Genomic DNA, 18,616 nt, shown 5'->3' with positions numbered 1-18,616 from the left:
AATTATATGAGATTAAGGTAACACCGTAAACTTCACAGCAAACGACTTCTTCATCGCAACGCCACTTTTATTCTGCAACCCTTTATCCACGCGTAAATAATGAACGCCTTGTTGCCATTCGGTAGTGGGTGTAATGAGTAATTGCATACTGTTTATAGGATCTACTCTTGCTGTAAAACTTTCGATACGTTCTGCACTATTTGGCGAGCGGGTAATATAAATATGTCTTGCATATTCTTTTCCAAGTAGCAATTCGCTAGTGAATTTGATGGTAAATACTTTATTCGTTAGTACATTTAGTTCTGGAAAATCGCCAGTAAACTCATTCGGCGGCGGGGGTGTAGCTACAGCTGGCAACGCATGGCTAAGTCGTTCTATATTAACTAATCCTGCACCGTAATACACATCTTTTCCAGGTGCCCCTAAATCCGTTGCGGTCATTTCAAGTAACTGTCTGATTTCAGCTGGCGTTGCTTCAGGCTTCAAAGATTTCACCAAAGCGGCTGCGCCTGCTACCATAGGTCCTGAAAATGAAGTTCCACTGACTGACTTATAGCCATTATGGATGGAAGTGGTATAGATTGCTGCGCCCGGAGCAACTAAGCTCACGTGAGAGTTATAGTTCGAAAACGAAGCACGCTGATTATCACTTTCCGTTGCCCCAACTGAAATAACTGTAGAATAGGACGCGGGAAACATGATCGAATTCCCCTTTGTTGCATCATTTCCGGCAGATGCTACGACCGTGATACCCGAGTCAACTGCACGCTGAATGACCTTTTCCTCCAGTTGAGATCGGTCGCTGCTTCCGTAACTCATATTGATCACATCAACTTGTTTCTTAATGGCGTAATCAATCGCCTTGATACTATCCGACACTTTACTGAGGCCGTTCAGATGCGTGATTTTCAACGGCAATATTTTGGTGTCATATATTCCCGCAATACCCACTACGCCTAGATTATTCCCAGCCTTAGCCGCGACTACACCTGCGACAGCTGTTCCGTGACCATTGACGTCTTGAACATTCGAATTGTCGGCATAAAAGTTATAACCACCCGGCTGAATGCGCCCCTGCAAATCTTCATGTTTTAGATCAATGCCAGAATCAATGACCGCCACGACGGTCTTTTTCTTTTGCTCCTGCACCCTAGACCAAAGCAACTGTGGCTTCATCTGGGGAATCCACCACTGCTTCACAAGAATAGGATCATTGAATACAACGTGCGAATAACGCTCATAATTGGGCTCAACATGTAAGACGTTCGGATCTTCTAGTAATTGTTCCTTCATTAACAGCATGTCATCTGAATCTGTAAAGCTCCATAACTCTACTTCATCCGTAATTGCTTCACGGCTTTCTACTCCAGGTAAGCTTCCATCCACAGAAAATGTCTGACGATTTTCTTCATACTCTACCAATAATTCATTTGAAAAATCTTCCGCGCTAACTATCCCTTGAAATCCGAGTAACGCCAGCAATCCAATGCATACACTCAAAACTATATGATGCTGTCTTCTCATTCGCCCCTCTTTTCTTCCCTGCCACACTTTAGTAATATGGGATTCTTTTAAACCATTATAACTCACCTTTTACCATCTTCATACATCTTACTCGTAGGATGGAACTACTTAAAATGACGGATTTTGAAAGTTCCACTGTTATGAATATCCTGCGACCTACTCCCTTTATGCAACATTCTTCCTTACTTCTAGAATAATCCCGTCAGTCATAGTATAATCTTGACTACATTGGTATCTATACTTGCGTTCAAAAGATAGAGCCATAGCATGAAGTAGGAGAATTTATATGAAAAAGTGTCCGATATGTAATGAAATGAATACAAAACAGCAAGAGTACTGTACAAACTGTAAAGCACTCCTTGCATCACGCTATTCCAATAAAAAACGGTCGTTACTGAAAACATTGCTGTCACCCATTGTATTAATAGTGGTTGTACTAGTTGCGATTACAAGTTATTACCTTATGGAAAATAAATACGGTCGGCATGCCACAACCGAGCAATTCATTTCTGCACTGATCGAGCGAGATCAAGACGCGTTGCATGAATTGATTGTACCGAAAGATAGTCGTATTTCGGTCGACGGAGAAAGCATTCAAGCCTTGCTTACATTGGTCGAGAAAAACCCTTCCATCGTACAAGTAATTGAAAACAATTTACAAGAAAACACCGACGATGGCATGTTCTCCATGCGTGTAGCAGGAAAGCGATTCGGCCTTTTCTCTTGCTATACGATCAATCCAGCAGGCTATATCCTCAAAGTGAAATCAATTGGAGAGGAAACCGTACTATCAATTCACGATACCGAGATGGGCTATATAAAAAAGAGTAAAGAACAAGCAGAATTCGGCCCGTATATGGCTGGGATTTATCCAATTAAAATGACGACAACATTGAATGACGAAAGTGTGCGGGAAGAAATTCAGGCGAATGTATTTGGCGCAAAACAATCGGTTCATCTCGCTTTTGATTCCATCAAAGAATTGGCCGTTGCAACCAACGTGGAAACCGACAATGATTTGCCAGTCGTACAAAATGACGTCCCGAAAGAAGAACCCGTCGAAACCGTTATTGTCAAAGAAGTGATTAAAGAAGTGCCAGCTGGCGGTTCTAACGAGAATTTCATCATTTCGTACAGCGGTGACGTGTTCCTCGACGAATCCGACTTAAAAGGACTGTCAAAAGATGATTTACGTTTAGCGCGCAATGAAATCTACGCTCGACACGGCTATGTATTCCAATCAAAAGAACTGCAAAACTACTTCGGCTCACAGTCATGGTACGAACCGAATCCATCCTTCGATGGAAAGATGACCAAGTGGGAGAAGCATAATATTGAATTGATCAAGTCGCTGGAATAAAAGAAGGAGCCATTCGGGAAGTCATCATGACTTCTCGAATGGCTCCTGTTTATTTGTAGTTTGGCGCAGTGATGACGCATAATAGCGCGATCTCAAGCTAACTCAATCAGCCTCTTCATCTACCTGACTACCACTTTCACCATCTACTACCAACTTCTTCATAGCCCTCGCTTCATACGTCACCCAATCTTCATCTGGCTTATTAATCAATTCATCCAGAATCGAAACAGCTTGAGTATCCTCACCAAGCTTCCACAAAGCACGGCTTTCTTGAAGATGGATTCCGTCTCGGTAAGGGGATTCCTTATAATTCTCATCTTTTTCTTTACGGAAAGCTTTCGCGATTTCCACAACGTCTTCATACTTCTTCTCGCGCAAATAACTTGATGCGAGGAAGTACGAGGCATCATCCGTGAAGTAATCCGTATCTTCCGTCCGCATAGCATATTCAAAATACACAACCGCTGCTGGGAAGTCTTCCTTTACGAATTGTCTATAGCCTTCATTATAATACATATTCGCTGCTTCAGTTGAAACGAATTCAAGCACGGCTGGTTCTTCAGGTTTTACGACTACCTCTTGAACAGGCTCGTCCTTCTTCGGCTCTGTCTCCGTTATGGCAGGATTTTTCACCGGTGCTGTAGCTTTCGACTCCGTAGCAACCTCAGGCTGTGACATGAGGTTGGCAATTAACCAGATAAAGAAGACTAATAGGACGGTCGCAATACTAGCAAGCAGTACTGCCGCCTCTTTTTTCAGCTTACGCTTAACTTTAGGCTTCGGAACCGGTCGTGCGATATCCGGACGCGGAGGTTCTGCCGCCACGACACGTTTAATGGTCGGATCATCGAGCACATACATAGGTAAACCCGCCGTATAGCGAGATAATGTGCCGCTTTCATAACGTGCCAACAACACCGTTTTTATGCGATATAATTCAATCGGGATGGGCAGTTTTTCTGCCAGTTCCATCGCGTGATCTATGATTTGTAGTGCGTTTTCACCAAACCCTAGCTGAATTTCCGATATTGCGTCGTTATATTCAGCGATGATTTGCGTATACGTGTCCCAATTGTCAACTATCGTTTGCTGTAACTTAATAGCATGAAGCTCGTCGCTGTCTAGTTCCTTCAAGTAGGCTAATGCCACATGCAAATTGCCGACCTTACTCTCAAGTAATGCTTTATGCCACAAAATCTGTTTGCGGCTAACATTCAGCTTTTCCAGTTCGCGTATCGTATCCAGCGCTAATGTGTAACGCTTCTGTCGTATCTCTTGTTGCATTTGCTGTATCAGCATAGGAACGTTAGTAAATGAACTCATCGAATCACCTCCACCTACTAAACGGGCGTACGTAGTGACTCACCCATTGATCATTTGTTATGCTCGTCATAAACGTTCCCCCTTTTACGAAACCGTTTTCACTAATGCATCTTGAATGACTTGATCTTCTATTGAAAAGGCTCTGCGGAATACAGATGCCACTTTAAAACGCTCGATCCCTTGCGCTTCTTCAGCAGGTATAGTTCCCACCACTTCCATATAGCTTTCATCGAAATACTCATCGTACACCGGCAACTCTTGTATACCGATTTCTTCAAGCAAGAGCTGCGCTTGATCCATCGCTGCATCCAATTGTGCAAGTAAATCGACCGCTTCAGGATCAACGCTCTGACGTACATCTTCAAATAAAGTAAAGATCTGCACTGCGCGTTTCGCCATTTGTACGCGATCTTCAAATGCTTCATCTTGCAAACGTGTAATCGCCTCATCAACCGGCAAGATCGCTTGATTGCTTTCGAGCAACTCTTCTAGTGAGCGGAAACTCGTCGATGTAAACTGCTGAAACTGCTTCAAATCTTCTTGCGTGACAGGCTTCTCAATCGGATCCACTTCGAAATCTTCAATTGTAATTTTCTCCAACTGCAATAATTCTTTATCCAATATACGCTGTAACTCTTCCGGCCTGTTATTCGCGGACTCATGTATAGTACTCATCGAATTCCCCTTTTCAGAAAACATATGTAATGCATAAATCAAGCAAGAAAAGCCCAGTCTAAGCTTAGGCTATTATACTGATAAGATAGCACTTTTTGATGGCTAACACAATACTAGGCCGTGAATTGTCGAAGGAATGAGGCGACTTCGGTACACTTGTTGACGTATTGTTGCACGATGTGTCATCGAAAGACAAAACATTTATCTTTAAAATTTAAGGTTGCTATTTCATCAGATACCAAGTACAGTAGGGGTAATTAAACTTTCACTTATTTCGATAATTCGGAAATAAGGATAGAGGCGCAAAAACCATTAGTACACAATCAGAGAATCATGAGGTTCTATGAAGATTGTGGAAAGGGGAATTTGCCGAAGCGACGAGACACTCATGATCTCCAAGCTGATTCTGGACTGAACAAGTGCAGGATTGTCATATGGGAAACTGTATGGTGGGCTATCTCGTGCAAAGAAATAATTCATTATTTCAACGCAACAGCGAGCCCTCGTTGTTGCTTTTTGCGTTCACTTACGTATCGCCCCCACCTCTATGTTTTTTAATAAAATGATAGGATGTGGAGAATAATGAATTTCGGATCAATTATGACAGCGATGGTTACTCCGTTTGATGAAAGAGGAGACATCGATTACCCAGCAACACAAAACTTAATCAATCACTTACTAGCCAATGGAACAGACGCACTAGTCATCGCAGGTACGACAGGAGAGTCCCCTACGCTTACGGCGCAAGAGAAAGTGGAGCTATTCAAATTCACCGTGCAAACCGTTGCAGGCCGTGCACCAGTTATTGCAGGCACAGGAACGAATAGCACGAGAGAATCCATTGACTTGACGATCCAAGCAGAAGAAGCAGGCGTCGACGGAATTATGCTCGTCGTACCGTACTACAATAAGCCGTGTCAAGAAGGCTTGTACCAGCACTTCAAGACCATTGCACAAACGACTACATTGCCGATCATGCTCTACAACATCCCAGGACGCAGCGCAGTCAATATGTTGCCTGAAACGATTATCCGATTGGCGAACAACGTATCGAATATTACGTCTGTTAAAGAAGCAAGTGGTGATCTAGAAGCCGCTGCAGCGATTATTGAGCATACGGGGGATGACTTTTTTGTCTATTCAGGTGATGACGCGTCTACACTACCTATGCTAGCTATTGGCGGCACAGGCATCGTGTCGGTTTCTGCTCATATTATAGGAAATGAAATGGCAGAAATGGTACGTCACTTCAAAACGGGCAATACTAAGCAAGCCGCTACTATCTATCGCGGACTATTGCCGATCATGAAAGCGATGTTCGCTGCACCGAACCCTTCTCCGACGAAGGCTGCATTAAACTTAACAGGCGTACCAGTTGGTGGAGTTCGTTTACCAATGATTGCGTTGCCTGAAGAACAAGTAGATTCGTTGAGAGACCTTCTAGCTCTTCGCAATCAATCCGCAGTCGGTCTTTGATCGATATTTAGAAACCACTTTAAGCTGCTCCGAGACGACCGCAACATACGGTTATCTCGGAGCAGCTTTTTAATTTACTTCTATATAATATAAATCGTAGTTACCACTCACGCATCCTGCAACTGACGCCATAAGATCTTTCCACTACTCGTAGTCGGGAAACTATCGCGGAACTCGACAATTCGCGGATATTTATAACTCGCCATCTGCCCCTTCGACCATTCGATAATCTCTTCCCCAGTCACGCTTCCTTTATATTCTGAATCCAGAATAATAAGTGCTTTTACCGTTTCACCACGCACTTCGTCAGGAGACCGAACGACACACGCTTGCTGAACCGCCGGATGTTTATAAAGGATCGACTCCACTTCCGTTGGCCACACTTTAAAGCCGGCCGCATTAATCATCCGTTTAACACGGTCTACGATAAAGAAATAACCTTCTTCATCCATTCGCACGATATCGCCAGTGCGGAAGAATGTTATACCGTCTAGCATCATATGACTCGCTTTCGTTTCTTCCTCTTGATTATAGTAGCCTTTAAACATTTGAGGTGCATTGACCACTAGCTCGCCTTCTTCTTCTACACCGAGTTCTTCACCTGTTGTCGGATCAATAATACGGGCATCTACACCGAACGCTGGAATGCCTAGACATTGCAACTTAGGACGGTTCGGTGGATTGAAATGGGTATGCGACATCGTTTCGGATAAACCATAGCCTTCTACATAATCAAGACCCGTACGCTGATGCAGTTTTTCACCTACTGCGATAGGAAGCGTAGCCCCTCCGCCACCCACAATCTCCAGGGAAGAAATATCATAATCAACGAGATGAGGATTCGTGAGGAAATCGATCAGCATCGTACTAATATTGATCCAGTGACTGACTTGGAAATGCTCAATTGCTTTCATCGCATAGTCGCGATCCCATCTCGTCATAATAACCATATTACTCCCTGCCAAAATCGGATTCAGCGCACTATGCGTGAGTCCGGTAACATGGAATAAAGGCAAGCTTGTCAAGACGACCGTATCGGGACTCATTGCCATCCAATGATACGAACCGATCGTATTGGCCTGCACCGTCCGATTCGTATGAATACATCCTTTAGGCGCTCCAGTCGTTCCTGACGTATACGGAATCATTGCCATATCATCACTCTCGCCTGTGTAAACTGAAGGAGTCTGAGCCGCATCCAGCGCAGACTTCCACGAAACAGTCTTCGCTAGTACCTTAGCAGGTGCCTTTACTTCTTCAGGAATCTCAGCTAATGCTTTTTCTTCATAAATATAATCAGAATAAGCAGCAGAAATGACTGTTTGAAGTGTCGTCGCACCAATTAGCGGCTCTAGTTTCGGGTACAATTCCTGTCCAATAAACGCCAGTTGAATGTCTCCGTCTTCCACGAAAAACTGCAAATCTTTTGTCGTACTCATCGGATTAATCGCAACAACGACTGCCCGCAAGCGTAATATCGCAAATAAACTGACGAGAAATTGTGGCGAGTTTTGCATGAGCAGCAAGACACGATCCCCTTTTTTTACCTGGCATTCCTGCTCCAAATACCCAGCCATCTTCTCTGTCTCGTCCAATAATTGGCCGTACGTTGCAGATCCGCCATAAAATTCATAGGCCGTTTTATTCGGATATTTCTTCGCAGTGATCGCTAAATTATCATAAATCGTCGTTTCAGGTAATGTAAGAGATTTTGCAATACGGGGCGGCCAAAATTCAAAATGGGCTGTATGTTTCATTCGATTCACTCCTCAATTATTGAATACGCTTACACATGGATCACAGACAACTTCCTGTCCAGACAAATAAGGGGCAACGTCAAGCTCTCCTTTTTTACTAACGAAATGTAAATCTTCACCTACATCCATCCCAAGCATCGCTCTGCCTACTTGCGTTTGTGCGAGTAACGTTTCATTTTGATCTTTCTGACTGTCGTAAAACAACTTGGCACTGAGTGCACTATCCGTTAATTGAACAGCATTCTCCCCTGCCAGCTGAATCAGCTCGGATAAAAAGTACCCCGCACCGTAAAAGTCTTCTAAGCAAAATTGATTGGCAGATCCTGCACAAGTGAGCAAAATCGTTTCGTCTTCATATTCGTCATATACTTTTCTGGCGACCGCAGGGCTATTAAGCAATGAAGCAATCCACACTTTACGCGCAGCCGTGGCTTTTCGAATAGCCACTGTACCGTTAGTCGTTCTCAGTATCAACGTTTTACCCGCCACTTTCTCTTTAAGAGCTAGCGGCAATGGATAGGAAAACCCTTCTATAGGCAAACCGTTCCACTCACCCGCCATACAATACTCATCAGTCGGCAAGTTTTTCGCAATGTCACGTGCTTCCTTTTCGTCAGCTGTCGGAATCACTGACCGTGCGCCAAATGACAGACAGGCAGAAATGGTAGAAGTCGCTAATAACACATCAAAGACTACAACCGTTTTGGTCGCATCGAGCTTCGCCTCATTCAATTCTTCTTTCTTAAAAAGCAAATGGATTCTCATCCTGTCACCCCTTACTTCCTAGCGCTAATTAACGCGTACTGAATTAGATTTTCAACAAACACATTAAAGTGAGCAAAACGTTGATCTTGCGTTTGCCCCTTTTTATAGCGGTAATAAATCTGCTGGCAAATGACGGCTAGTTTGAAGTAGGCAAACGTCAAATAATAATCAATCGAACTGACATCACGTCCGCTCTTCTCTGCATAGCGCTCGATAAATTCGTCTCTTGTGAAAAACCCTTCCATCACGGTGACCGGTGGTTTGCCAAGTCCTTTTTTCAGCATCTCAGGATCATCTGCCTGAATCCAATAACTCATCGCAGCCCCCACGTCAGCAAGCGGATCGCCTACTGTCGTCATTTCCCAGTCAAACAGCCCGGTCATTTTAGAATAGTCTTCCGAAAACATCGCATTGTTTAATTTATAATCATAATGAATAATCGTAGGCTCGGCGGACTCCGGTACATTGCTCTTCAAGTACTCGGTCAATTCTTCAATATCTTTCACTTCATCCGTTTTCGCGCGTTCATAGCGCCCGATCCACCCCGCAACTTGCCGCTCCATAAAGCCTTCAGGTTTCACCATTTCCACTAACTTTGTTTTCTTATAATCCACTTGATGCAAACTAACTAGTTGGTCCACTAGCAATTCAGAAATTTTTCGTCCGAGTTCAGGTGTGTATGCCGTGTCGCTAGGGAATTCCGTGTCTAGCACGATACCATTGCGACGTTCCATAATGAAAAACGGACTTCCAACAATCTCTTCATCTTTAGAAAAAACATAAGGTTTAGGAGCCGGCTTGAAATACGGATGCAAACTCAATAAAATTTGATATTCCCGCTCCATATCATGTGCTTTCGGTGCGACCGGCCCTAGTGGCGGTCTGCGCAACACCGCTTCCCATTCTTTGATTTGCAGAAGATACGTTAAATTGGAATGCCCCGCACTGAACTGGCGAATGTGCAATTCCCCTTCTGGCGCTTCCGGAATATGGTCACGAATGAATTGTTGCAGTTTCTCTTCATTCAGTTCTTCCCCAGATCGTACGTCAATTGTTATAGCATTCTCCATAGTAAATCCTCCTTTATACTAACCGGTTGGTATGTTATAGCTAAGCTGATTTCTCAGCTTAGCGTGGAATGATTCCTTCAAGCAATAGGCTAGAAAATAGCTCAATCAATTCATCCGCGGACATCTTGCCTTTTGGATTGAACCAGTTATAACTGTAATTCGTTATGCCCAATACGCCGAATGCCACAATATCGGCACGTAAATCTTGACGGAACTCACCCGCTTCGATGCTATCCGTAATCAACTGCTCGATATTCAAACGAAACAGATCGCGTTGTGTTTCAATCGTATCGACATTCTGTTCAACTAAATGACGCATCTCACGGAAAAATACACGTCCGCTCGGCCCGTTATTCTGAATATCATGGATCAACAACGCGATAATCGCTTCCAGCTTTTCACGGCCTGATAAGTGATCCTTCTCTAAAATCGTCTGCTGGCGTTTCAGTAAATCCGAAATATACTCCAGATGAATTTCCATCAATAATTGCTCTTTACTATTGAAATAATAATAAAATGTTCCTTTTGTTACACCGATTGCTTCCACTATATCTTGAATCGATGTATCGCTAAATCCTTTTTCTTCAAACAACAACACACTCGCTTGTGTAATTTTAGCTTTCATACTCATTCCTCGACCCTCTTCATGTTATTTACCTCATACTATATCACATTTCAGCGGATCGAATCCTCACGCGGAATGAATGAAACGGTAGTCTAATCTTATCGATCACTTATCGGTATTTTTTCAATTCCAGTCTAGCAATCTGTCTCGAATGCACTTCATCCGGACCGTCCGCAATGCGTAACGTCCGAGCCGCTGCATACATATACGCGATTGGGAAGTCTTCACTAACACCCGCTCCGCCAAATGCTTGGATCGCCCGGTCAATGACACGCAATGCCATATTCGGTGCCACCACTTTAATCATGGCGATTTCTGCCTTTGCGACTTTATTGCCGACAGTATCCATCATGTATGCAGCTTTTAATGTCAACAGACGCGCCTGTTCGATATCCATGCGTGATTCCGCAATCCATTGTTGCACGACACCGTGATCGGAAATCTTCTGTCCAAACGCCTCTCGTTCACTCGTTCTCTTACACATCAATTCAAGCGAACGTTCAGCAGCACCAATCAAACGCATACAATGATGAATCCGGCCAGGACCTAGTCTACCTTGGGCAATCGCAAACCCTTTACCTTCACCCCATAGTATATTTTCTGCCGGTACACGTACGTTCGTAAAGAGAATTTCAGCATGGCCATGCGGTGCATCATCATAGCCGAACACTGGCAACATGCGTTCTACTGTCACACCTTCCGCATCCATCGGCACGAGAATCATCGATTGCTGTTCATGCTTCGCCGCGTTCGGATCACTCTTACCCATAAAGATCATCACTTTACATCGTGGATCCCCGGCACCTGAAGTCCACCATTTCCTACCGTTTATCACATACTCATCGCCATCGCGTACAATACTCGATTCAATATTCGTCGCATCACTCGACGCCACGTCTTTCTCCGTCATCGCAAATGCAGAGCGGATTTCTCCTTCAAGTAACGGTTCAAGCCATTGCTTCTTCTGCTCATCTGTACCATAACGCGCCAACACTTCCATATTGCCAGTATCCGGCGCATTGCAATTGAATATTTCCGGCGCCAAGAATGAACGCCCCATAATTTCACAAAGTGGCGCGTATTCCAGATTCGTCAATCCCGCTCCATAGCTATTGTCTGGAAGAAATAAATTCCAAAGCCCCTTCTCTTTCGCCTTTGCCTTCAATTCATCTATAATCGGCGGGATCTTATTCCAACGGTCTCCTTGCTCCTCTTGTTGCTGGCGAAACACAGCCTCATTCGGATAAATATAGTCCTCCATAAATTGCGTCACTTGCTCTTGTAACTTTACTACTTTCTCTGAATATGAAAAGTTCATAGTCTTTGACTCCCTTTCGTTTATACTAACCAGTTGGTATGTTCTGAATATTACACTTACTATACGGGATTTGGTTTGGGGTTGCAAGGGGTTTTGACGATACGGTACCAGGTCCCCGTGCAATTCCCACACAATTCTGCTGCGACACAGTACCAGGTCCACATACAATTCGAACACAATTCTACTACGACACAGTACCAGGTCCACATACAATTCGAACACAATTTCGCTGCGATACAGTACCAGGTCCACATACAATTCGAACACTGCGACACAGTGCCAGGTCCCCGTGCAATTCAAGCATAATTCACTCAGGAATTAAATTCTTCTACTGTAACAGCCACAAAAATTCAATTCTTCAAACTCACAACGTGATTCGTATGCACTTTTCGCTATCCAAAATTCAATTTCATCCTTTTGACCAAAACAAAACTTCTCCTCTATACTCAATATATTCATGAAATAATAGGAGATGAAGTCAATGGCAAGACGTAAACGGAATTGGAGGCCAAATGCAAACTACCATGTCGTCATGCGCGGTAATAATAGACAGAGCATCTATGCTAACGAGGAAGACATGTTGCACCTGATGCGCTGCATAGGCCATGCATCTATAGATTATCAATTTACTATTTTCGCATTCTGTATTATGACAAATCACTATCATATTCTACTTCAATCTGAAGACAATCTATCTAAAATTATGCGGCATATCAATCGGAAATACAGCGATTATTACTCTAAACGATACGGGTATATCGGACAGCTTTACCAGGGCCGTTATTATTCGAAAGAAGTAAAATCTCCTTATGCCATGCTCGCCGTCAGCCGCTATATTCACCGCAATCCGATCGCAACCAAAACACCAATGGTCAAACAGTTGGCTGATTATCCATTCAGTACATTCCCCTACTACTATTATTCTTCTGATCCATCACCTTATCCGTATATTGATACATCAGAACTACCGCACTGCCTACCTCAACCATTCAAGAAAACCACAGAAGCCTACGTGAATTATTGTTTAATGGACTTGGAAGATATATTAAATGTCCGCAAAAGTACTGACATTCTAAATGTGCTTACGTAATTCCAATAAAACGAAACTCAAAAAGGCTTCTAATCCAGTGGATTAGAAGCCTTTTGTATTGCGCATTTAATTGTCAGAATAGTTCTTAATTGTGTGAGGACCTGGTACCGTCAGTCTGGTACCGTCAATCCAGCTTGTAAGTCTTCGTCTCTATCGTCCTATTCTTCTCATTATAAGCCTTGATAGTAACAGAACTACCCGCTTTTAAGTTAGTAAACGTATGACTAAACTCGTTCCACCCTGTCATACGAAGTGAAATTCCATTAATCTTTACCGAATGAACTTCAGGTTTTACGGTAATTTTAAAATGATGCAACCCTTTGCCTGAAGTATAGTGCAATGTCTCTATAGCTGCTGATGGATCGGTAACTTCAAAGGGCATTGTGGTTTTAGCGCTCAACACTTCCCCTTTGATCGAGCGCATTTTATCTGACACTTCTAGCTGGTATACCTTTCCTGGCACGTAAGATGTTCGTGGTGTCACTTTAATGGTCCTACCATCACGTAATAACTCTACAGAAGCTGCATGTTTTTTACTACCATCCATTATATAAATATTCGCTTCAGTTACGGTGCTCGGATTTACCTGTAAGCTAAATTTTATGTTCCATGTTTTCATAGTGTCATGGACTGATTTAGATGGGAATGACTTTGCCGAGGCAGCAGGTGCAATGACTAAAGTGACCAAGCACATTAGTACTGTCGATAAAAAGAATCGTTTCCACATATTCAATACTCCTCACCTTCCTTAATAGGTCGTTCCTACTTTCAAGTCTTCAAGAGAATAATATTTAAGTATGTTCGTCAATAAAGATTGATCTGTCAGTAATGAATATAATGTATAACTTCCTTCAAGTGGGCTAGCAGGAAGATCTGTAAAAACTTTATTCCCTGCGACCATTTTATTAAATGAAGAGTCTACAAGAATATCTGCATCATCATACACTACAACTTCTAAAGTACTGTCTGGCTGAACATCATCAAATACAAAAGTGAATTTACCATTCACTCTAACTTCCGACTCTTTTGATACTTCTCCATCTGCTGAATGAATTGTTGCGACTGCCTTCTTTGCAAATGCATCTGCTTCGACTTCGACTGTAGTTAGTGAGTTGTTACCGAGTTTAGTTGCATACGTGTATACCTTCTGAATTACCTTCTTTGGAACTTCAATGCGTATATTGTTAATTCCAAATTGATCGATATAATCAGCTAATCCCGAGTCGAGAATATCAGCAAATGATTCTTCAGATTGAATAACGGGGACTCTAATCAATAAATTTTGATTCACTTGTATATCATTCTTATAGTTACTAAGCACACTTTTTGGAACAGTCACTACTATCCTTTGATCTCGTACAATAGAGTAACTAGTATTTTGGGGTAATTGTATACTAAGCGTTTTGTTATTTACAATAAACTTACCATCTTTCGCTATAGCGGAAGATGCGATCGCCCACTCTTTTGTTTGGTCAGTTGTCACAAACCCTTTAAGTAATGCAGACTTTTTACTAGCATTCGTTTCAATGGTAGGATCCCATTCTGCATTCACCAACGTAATGGATATAGAACGATTGCCCGCTCGAACTTCAGACTCTGCAAAAGATGTCTGTCCTAAATTCGCAGACGCAACTCCACCTATAAAAACTGTTCCATTTTCTATATTCTTTTCTTTTAATCCCATACTATTATAGTCTTTTAATAAACTAGTTTTCATTTTCAAAGTGAAAGACTGTGCGCTTTTCGTTGAATATGTTGGAACAGCAGGCAGTTTAATCGTCAATTTGTTTTTAGCCACTGAGTAATCAGAGGGCGCGAAATTCCAAGGCAATGAACCACCACTAAACATTGCTTTTACCTCTATAACACTTAATTTATCTTTAAACTCTGCATTATTCAGTGTTACAACAAGCGTTTTACTTCCTTTTTGAACGTCTTCTGTCTCCAAATTCATTCCCGTTCCAGACAACGATGCAGTGACAGCAGCCACTTTAAATGCAGATTCCACTAGTAAGGGTTCAGATGCACGAACACTAAGTAGCTCTTTGGGTATGGAAATATTTACATTTTGATCTTCTGTCAATTCGAACGTAGTGTTATTCTCAAGCTTCAAAGTTGCAGTTGTATCATTTGTTCTGGTTATTTTATAACTAATTGATTTATTATTAGTTGTCAATAAAACAATCGGTTTGGTAGCTTGAAGACTTTCTAGATTTGATTTCCAACTATCATTTTTCAGGGAAATGATTACAGTTTGACCACCTTTTACCACGTCCAAATCATTCATTTTACTTGTGGCAGTACCTGTAATGGTTGCTGTTTGATTTTTGATAGCTTCAACTTTTAGATTATACTCTTTACTTAAGAAGTTTTGATCCGATTCTAGTAGAGACTTTTCTGTTAGCTCTCCGCTCTTAAATTTAATGTCTCCACTAAATTTTGCGGAAACTGCTGGTAACTTGATTGTGACTGTATAATTATTTGTGCGTTTCACATCTGCTCGGGCCAATACTTCTGCTTCAGATGCACCCCATGTGAACGCTTTTAAAAGACTTTCGCGCTTCGTAGTATTTGTAGATACGTCGTTTTTCCATACATTATTCACCAATGTCAGGACAACGATTTTTCCACCTTTAGCGAAGTCCGTCTGCGTAATAACTGGCACAGCTGTACCAGATAACAGAACTTTAGGTTGCGCTTTTATGCTGAATTGTTGAACAGGAATTTTCACATCGTTCTCTAGCAATTGATAAGGAATATTTATAGACAAATTCAGGTCTTTTATTAAATGAAGATTGTCCACTGTAGGAAAAGTAATAGTGACAACTGAACCATTAACATCGACATCTACATTGTTAGAGGATAATTTGTTTTTAATTAATTCCCACTGATCTTTCTGATCCTTTGCTTGAATACTTTCGAGAAGAAGATTTTTCTTTTCGGCAGAAGACAAAGCCCACTTGGCATTCTCTAATTTAAGCATCAATTTCGGTGAAGGCGATACATTCCTTAAATCTTTTTCTTGTAACGTTCCATTAATGCTCATAGTAGGAGTGACATCTGATTTGATTGTAAATGTAACAGGAGTTGCTGATATTTGATCGCCAGTAATGACCGTCCCCGTTTCACTAATAATTCCTTCGCTATTTACACTCTCAACTGTATAAAATACTTCAGGTACCTCAACTTGGACATTACCTATGTAGTTACTATTTAAGGCAGGCAATTTTATTTTTAACGTTCTCTTGTCATCAGAGTATGATATCGTTTTGTTAGGGTCGGTATTTTTCAGAGTTTTTGCTGCATCCCAAACACCTACACTCGAGTCTTTAAAACTATCTAACAATACATTGAAATTAGTAATTTTCGTTATATACTGTTCATTCCATTTGGCATTTAACAACTGCAATTCTATTACTTTGCCACCCTTTTGTATGTTATTTAGTGCTGTATCCTTCGTAATAGACCCACCTAATGAAATATTAGGCTCAGCAAAAATCGTGAAGTTTACAGGCGTTACTTCACCTGGCCATTTTTCAATTAACACAGGATTAATATTGATTGTCACGTCTTGGTTTTCAGTAGCTTTATAATCTTTTCCACTTGGTAATGTTAAGATCAACTCGGTTCTATCTAGTGGCTTTAGTTGGACGATAATATCTTTTTTGAAATTATCCCACCCTTCTTTTTCTTGATCGGCAATAATGGCATCAAGTAAGATTTTCTTTTTTTCTACATTTGTTAATATGTCAGTAGCCCATTCTTTGCCATTCGCCAATTTCAAATTAAGTATAAATCCTTTCTTGTTAATATCTGATACAGTAGTGTATTTTTTATCTAACGTGACCGTTGTGACCGTCTCATCTGCCGCTATAGCGAGTGTGGGTGATACAGTTGAAAGCACTAGCATAATCGCAATTAACGGAAAGAATATTATCCTCCATCTGTCCTTGTTCTTCATATTCCTCATTACATCTCCTCTTTTCTCTTCATCCTGTCTACATTGTAAACATAGCAGTTTGATTCACTTTACTGTTTTGCTATCGGTCAAAACCACAAGAAGTTTAGTCCTTTTTACCAATTACATTAGGTAGAACTAAAGCTCTGTATTACAAGTGAAATTAAACATTTATTGAAATTCCATTAAGTAAGAATATATTTCAAATTAACATACACTTACTCATTTCACACTACAATTTCATCAGACTCCAAAAAGACCTCTAACCCATTGGAATAGAAGTCTTTTTGAGTTGCGTATAAAATTGTCAAAATAGTTTCGAAGTTGTGCCGGGACCTGGTACCGCCACACCGCCACCGACCGACCAACCAACCCAATCAATAAATCCCCATAATCCCAAGCGCAATCGCAGGAATCAACGAAAGCATAGGGAACACTATCGCAATCACACCCATCTCCCTATACGATTCCTTATGCGTCATGCCTGTCACAATCAAAATCGTCAAGATCGCGCCGTTATGAGGAAGGGAATCCAATCCCCCGGAAGCAATCGATGCAATTCGGTGAAAGGCTTCAGGCGCAGGACCAGTAGTCGTCGCAATTTCATAGTAATGCGAGCCAAGTGCTTCCAATGTGATACCAAGACCACCGGAAGCCGACCCTGTTGCTCCCGCTAAAACGTTTACCGCAATAGCTTCAGAAATTAAGGGATTTGCATTGATTCCTAAGATCGCGTCGCTTAACTTTTCAAAGCCTGGAACAGATCGTACAATTGTTCCAAACCCTACTGCCGCACTTGTATTAATCATCGCCATGACGGAATCGCTCGCTCCACTGTTTACCGCTTTTGTGAAGCCTTTAAATTCTCTGATTGAAATGATCAATATAAGAACAATTCCTGTTGCAAGAGATATGACAATATCCCATTTTAAAAAGTTCAATGTGATGATTACAGCCAGTAAAGGTAGTAAAGAAAGAATGATATGTGGATACTTCGTACGTGGTTCTGCATTCAAATCCTCTTCACGTTCTTCGAAAACTTCTCCTGCTTCTCTTAACACGCGTACTCTACGATTCAAATACAATATGGAAGAGACAATCATGAACGCTGATGAAACAATTCCTATTATTGGAGCCGCTGCCGCTGTCGTATGAAAGTACTGTGTTGGAATTAGGTTCTGAATTTGCGGTGTGCCCGGCAATGCCGTCATGGCGAATGTCATCATCCCCGCAACAATCGTTCCCGGAAGAAGACGTCTGCTTATATTCGCTTCACGGAACATATTCAGTGCCAATGGATAGACTGCGAAAACAACAACGAAAACACTTACACCACCGTAAGCCAATACACTTGCTGCCACAATGACACCAATGATGGCACGCTCTTTACCAAAAACGCGTGAGATTCCAATAGCTACTGAATGGGCCATTCCGCTGTACTCCATCAATTTCCCGAAAATCGCCCCCAACATAAACACTGGGAACCATTGCTTCGCAAAATTAACGAAACCTGTCATATATGTATCCGTATACGCATCCAATAAGTTCAATCCACCAAATAACGCTACGATTCCTGCACAAATCGGTGCAATCCAAATGATCGACCAACCTCTATAAGCCAATACCATCAGCAACACTAAACCTATAAATATCCCTAACATCCTATCCCTCCTCC

14 protein-coding genes and 1 riboswitch are annotated in these 18,616 nt (G+C 41.9%); of the genes, 3 read left to right on the top strand and 11 right to left on the bottom strand.

Features of this window, described 5'->3' with window-relative positions; translation table 11 throughout:
- Positions 1 to 12: 12 nt before the first annotated feature.
- On the bottom strand, positions 13 to 1,500 hold the full coding sequence (locus CSV72_RS10030) for a S8 family peptidase (protein ID WP_158232193.1): 1,488 nt from the start codon (positions 1,498 to 1,500) through the stop codon (positions 13 to 15).
- Between the two features lie 310 nt (positions 1,501 to 1,810).
- Here CSV72_RS10030 and CSV72_RS10025 point away from each other — a divergent pair, with 310 nt between their 5' ends.
- Entirely contained in the window at positions 1,811 to 2,884 is a 1,074-nt protein-coding gene (locus tag CSV72_RS10025; RefSeq protein WP_099678234.1) for a YARHG domain-containing protein, read from the top strand.
- 102 nt (positions 2,885 to 2,986) lie between these two features.
- On the opposite strand, the gene CSV72_RS10020 is transcribed toward CSV72_RS10025, so the two are convergent.
- Together CSV72_RS10020 and grpE are read right to left on the bottom strand one after the other, a co-directional pair.
- On the bottom strand, positions 2,987 to 4,207 hold the full coding sequence (locus CSV72_RS10020) for a tetratricopeptide repeat protein (RefSeq protein ID WP_099678233.1): 1,221 nt from the start codon (positions 4,205 to 4,207) through the stop codon (positions 2,987 to 2,989).
- Between the two features lie 84 nt (positions 4,208 to 4,291).
- Complete coding sequence (grpE, locus tag CSV72_RS10015) at positions 4,292 to 4,882, bottom strand: nucleotide exchange factor GrpE (protein WP_158232192.1); 591 nt, start codon at positions 4,880 to 4,882, stop codon at positions 4,292 to 4,294.
- Between the two features lie 287 nt (positions 4,883 to 5,169).
- A riboswitch (Lysine riboswitch) is annotated at positions 5,170 to 5,347 on the top strand.
- A gap of 117 nt (positions 5,348 to 5,464) precedes the next feature.
- On the opposite strand from grpE, the gene dapA reads away from it, so the two are divergent.
- Positions 5,465 to 6,358, top strand: coding sequence for a 4-hydroxy-tetrahydrodipicolinate synthase (dapA, locus tag CSV72_RS10010; protein WP_099678231.1), 894 nt, complete (start codon positions 5,465 to 5,467; stop codon positions 6,356 to 6,358).
- 107 nt (positions 6,359 to 6,465) lie between these two features.
- Here dapA and CSV72_RS10005 read toward each other — a convergent pair whose 3' ends face one another.
- From CSV72_RS10005 to CSV72_RS09985, 5 genes are all read right to left on the bottom strand, one after another.
- Complete coding sequence (locus CSV72_RS10005; RefSeq protein ID WP_099678230.1) at positions 6,466 to 8,115, bottom strand: long-chain-fatty-acid--CoA ligase; 1,650 nt, start codon at positions 8,113 to 8,115, stop codon at positions 6,466 to 6,468.
- A gap of 12 nt (positions 8,116 to 8,127) precedes the next feature.
- Entirely contained in the window at positions 8,128 to 8,880 is a 753-nt protein-coding gene (locus CSV72_RS10000) for a 2-phosphosulfolactate phosphatase (RefSeq protein WP_099678229.1), read from the bottom strand.
- An 11-nt stretch (positions 8,881 to 8,891) separates the two neighbouring features.
- A complete protein-coding gene (locus CSV72_RS09995) occupies positions 8,892 to 9,950 on the bottom strand; it encodes a phosphotransferase family protein (RefSeq protein ID WP_099678228.1) in 1,059 nt (352 codons plus the stop codon).
- Positions 9,951 to 10,008: 58 nt separating this feature from the next.
- Positions 10,009 to 10,581, bottom strand: a complete 573-nt coding sequence (locus CSV72_RS09990) for a TetR/AcrR family transcriptional regulator (RefSeq protein ID WP_369802902.1) — start codon at positions 10,579 to 10,581, stop codon at positions 10,009 to 10,011.
- Positions 10,582 to 10,684: 103 nt separating this feature from the next.
- Positions 10,685 to 11,893: an acyl-CoA dehydrogenase gene (locus tag CSV72_RS09985; RefSeq protein WP_099678227.1), complete on the bottom strand. Its 1,209-nt coding sequence runs from the start codon at positions 11,891 to 11,893 to the stop codon at positions 10,685 to 10,687.
- 481 nt (positions 11,894 to 12,374) lie between these two features.
- Here CSV72_RS09985 and CSV72_RS09980 point away from each other — a divergent pair, with 481 nt between their 5' ends.
- Positions 12,375 to 12,983 carry a transposase gene (locus tag CSV72_RS09980; RefSeq protein ID WP_099661657.1) on the top strand — a complete coding sequence of 203 codons (609 nt, stop codon included), beginning with the start codon at positions 12,375 to 12,377 and terminating at the stop codon, positions 12,981 to 12,983.
- A gap of 124 nt (positions 12,984 to 13,107) precedes the next feature.
- On the opposite strand, the gene CSV72_RS09975 is transcribed toward CSV72_RS09980, so the two are convergent.
- The 3 genes from CSV72_RS09975 to CSV72_RS09965 form a co-directional block, all read right to left on the bottom strand.
- Entirely contained in the window at positions 13,108 to 13,710 is a 603-nt protein-coding gene (locus tag CSV72_RS09975) for an Ig-like domain-containing domain (RefSeq protein WP_099678226.1), read from the bottom strand.
- 21 nt (positions 13,711 to 13,731) lie between these two features.
- Positions 13,732 to 16,953 (bottom strand): hypothetical protein, encoded by a 3,222-nt coding sequence (locus tag CSV72_RS09970; protein WP_099678225.1) that lies wholly within the window; start codon positions 16,951 to 16,953, stop codon positions 13,732 to 13,734.
- 365 nt (positions 16,954 to 17,318) lie between these two features.
- The gene (locus tag CSV72_RS09965) at positions 17,319 to 18,602 is read right to left on the bottom strand and encodes a GntP family permease (protein WP_099678224.1); all 1,284 of its coding nucleotides are present in this window, start codon (positions 18,600 to 18,602) and stop codon (positions 17,319 to 17,321) included.
- Positions 18,603 to 18,616: the final 14 nt, after the last annotated feature.

It is taken from the genome of Sporosarcina sp. P20a, assembly GCF_002743175.1.
In the GTDB taxonomy this organism is placed as follows: domain Bacteria; phylum Bacillota; class Bacilli; order Bacillales_A; family Planococcaceae; genus Sporosarcina.
This window is presented reverse-complemented; position numbering and strand designations above follow the sequence as displayed.

What these genes read in the sequence shown, in the direction of transcription:
- CSV72_RS10025 (WP_099678234.1), top strand. Translation starts at nt 1,811, where the DNA reads ATGAAAAAGTGTCCGATATGTAATGAAATGAATACAAAACAGCAAGAG.
- CSV72_RS10020 (WP_099678233.1), bottom strand. Translation starts at nt 4,207, where the DNA reads ATGAGTTCATTTACTAACGTTCCTATGCTGATACAGCAAATGCAACAA.
- grpE (WP_158232192.1), bottom strand. Translation starts at nt 4,882, where the DNA reads ATGAGTACTATACATGAGTCCGCGAATAACAGGCCGGAAGAGTTACAG.
- dapA (WP_099678231.1), top strand. Translation starts at nt 5,465, where the DNA reads ATGAATTTCGGATCAATTATGACAGCGATGGTTACTCCGTTTGATGAA.
- CSV72_RS10005 (WP_099678230.1), bottom strand. Translation starts at nt 8,115, where the DNA reads ATGAAACATACAGCCCATTTTGAATTTTGGCCGCCCCGTATTGCAAAA.
- CSV72_RS10000 (WP_099678229.1), bottom strand. Translation starts at nt 8,880, where the DNA reads ATGAGAATCCATTTGCTTTTTAAGAAAGAAGAATTGAATGAGGCGAAG.
- CSV72_RS09995 (WP_099678228.1), bottom strand. Translation starts at nt 9,950, where the DNA reads ATGGAGAATGCTATAACAATTGACGTACGATCTGGGGAAGAACTGAAT.
- CSV72_RS09990 (WP_369802902.1), bottom strand. Translation starts at nt 10,581, where the DNA reads ATGAGTATGAAAGCTAAAATTACACAAGCGAGTGTGTTGTTGTTTGAA.
- CSV72_RS09985 (WP_099678227.1), bottom strand. Translation starts at nt 11,893, where the DNA reads ATGAACTTTTCATATTCAGAGAAAGTAGTAAAGTTACAAGAGCAAGTG.
- CSV72_RS09980 (WP_099661657.1), top strand. Translation starts at nt 12,375, where the DNA reads ATGGCAAGACGTAAACGGAATTGGAGGCCAAATGCAAACTACCATGTC.
- CSV72_RS09975 (WP_099678226.1), bottom strand. Translation starts at nt 13,710, where the DNA reads ATGTGGAAACGATTCTTTTTATCGACAGTACTAATGTGCTTGGTCACT.
- CSV72_RS09970 (WP_099678225.1), bottom strand. Translation starts at nt 16,953, where the DNA reads ATGAGGAATATGAAGAACAAGGACAGATGGAGGATAATATTCTTTCCG.
- CSV72_RS09965 (WP_099678224.1), bottom strand. Translation starts at nt 18,602, where the DNA reads ATGTTAGGGATATTTATAGGTTTAGTGTTGCTGATGGTATTGGCTTAT.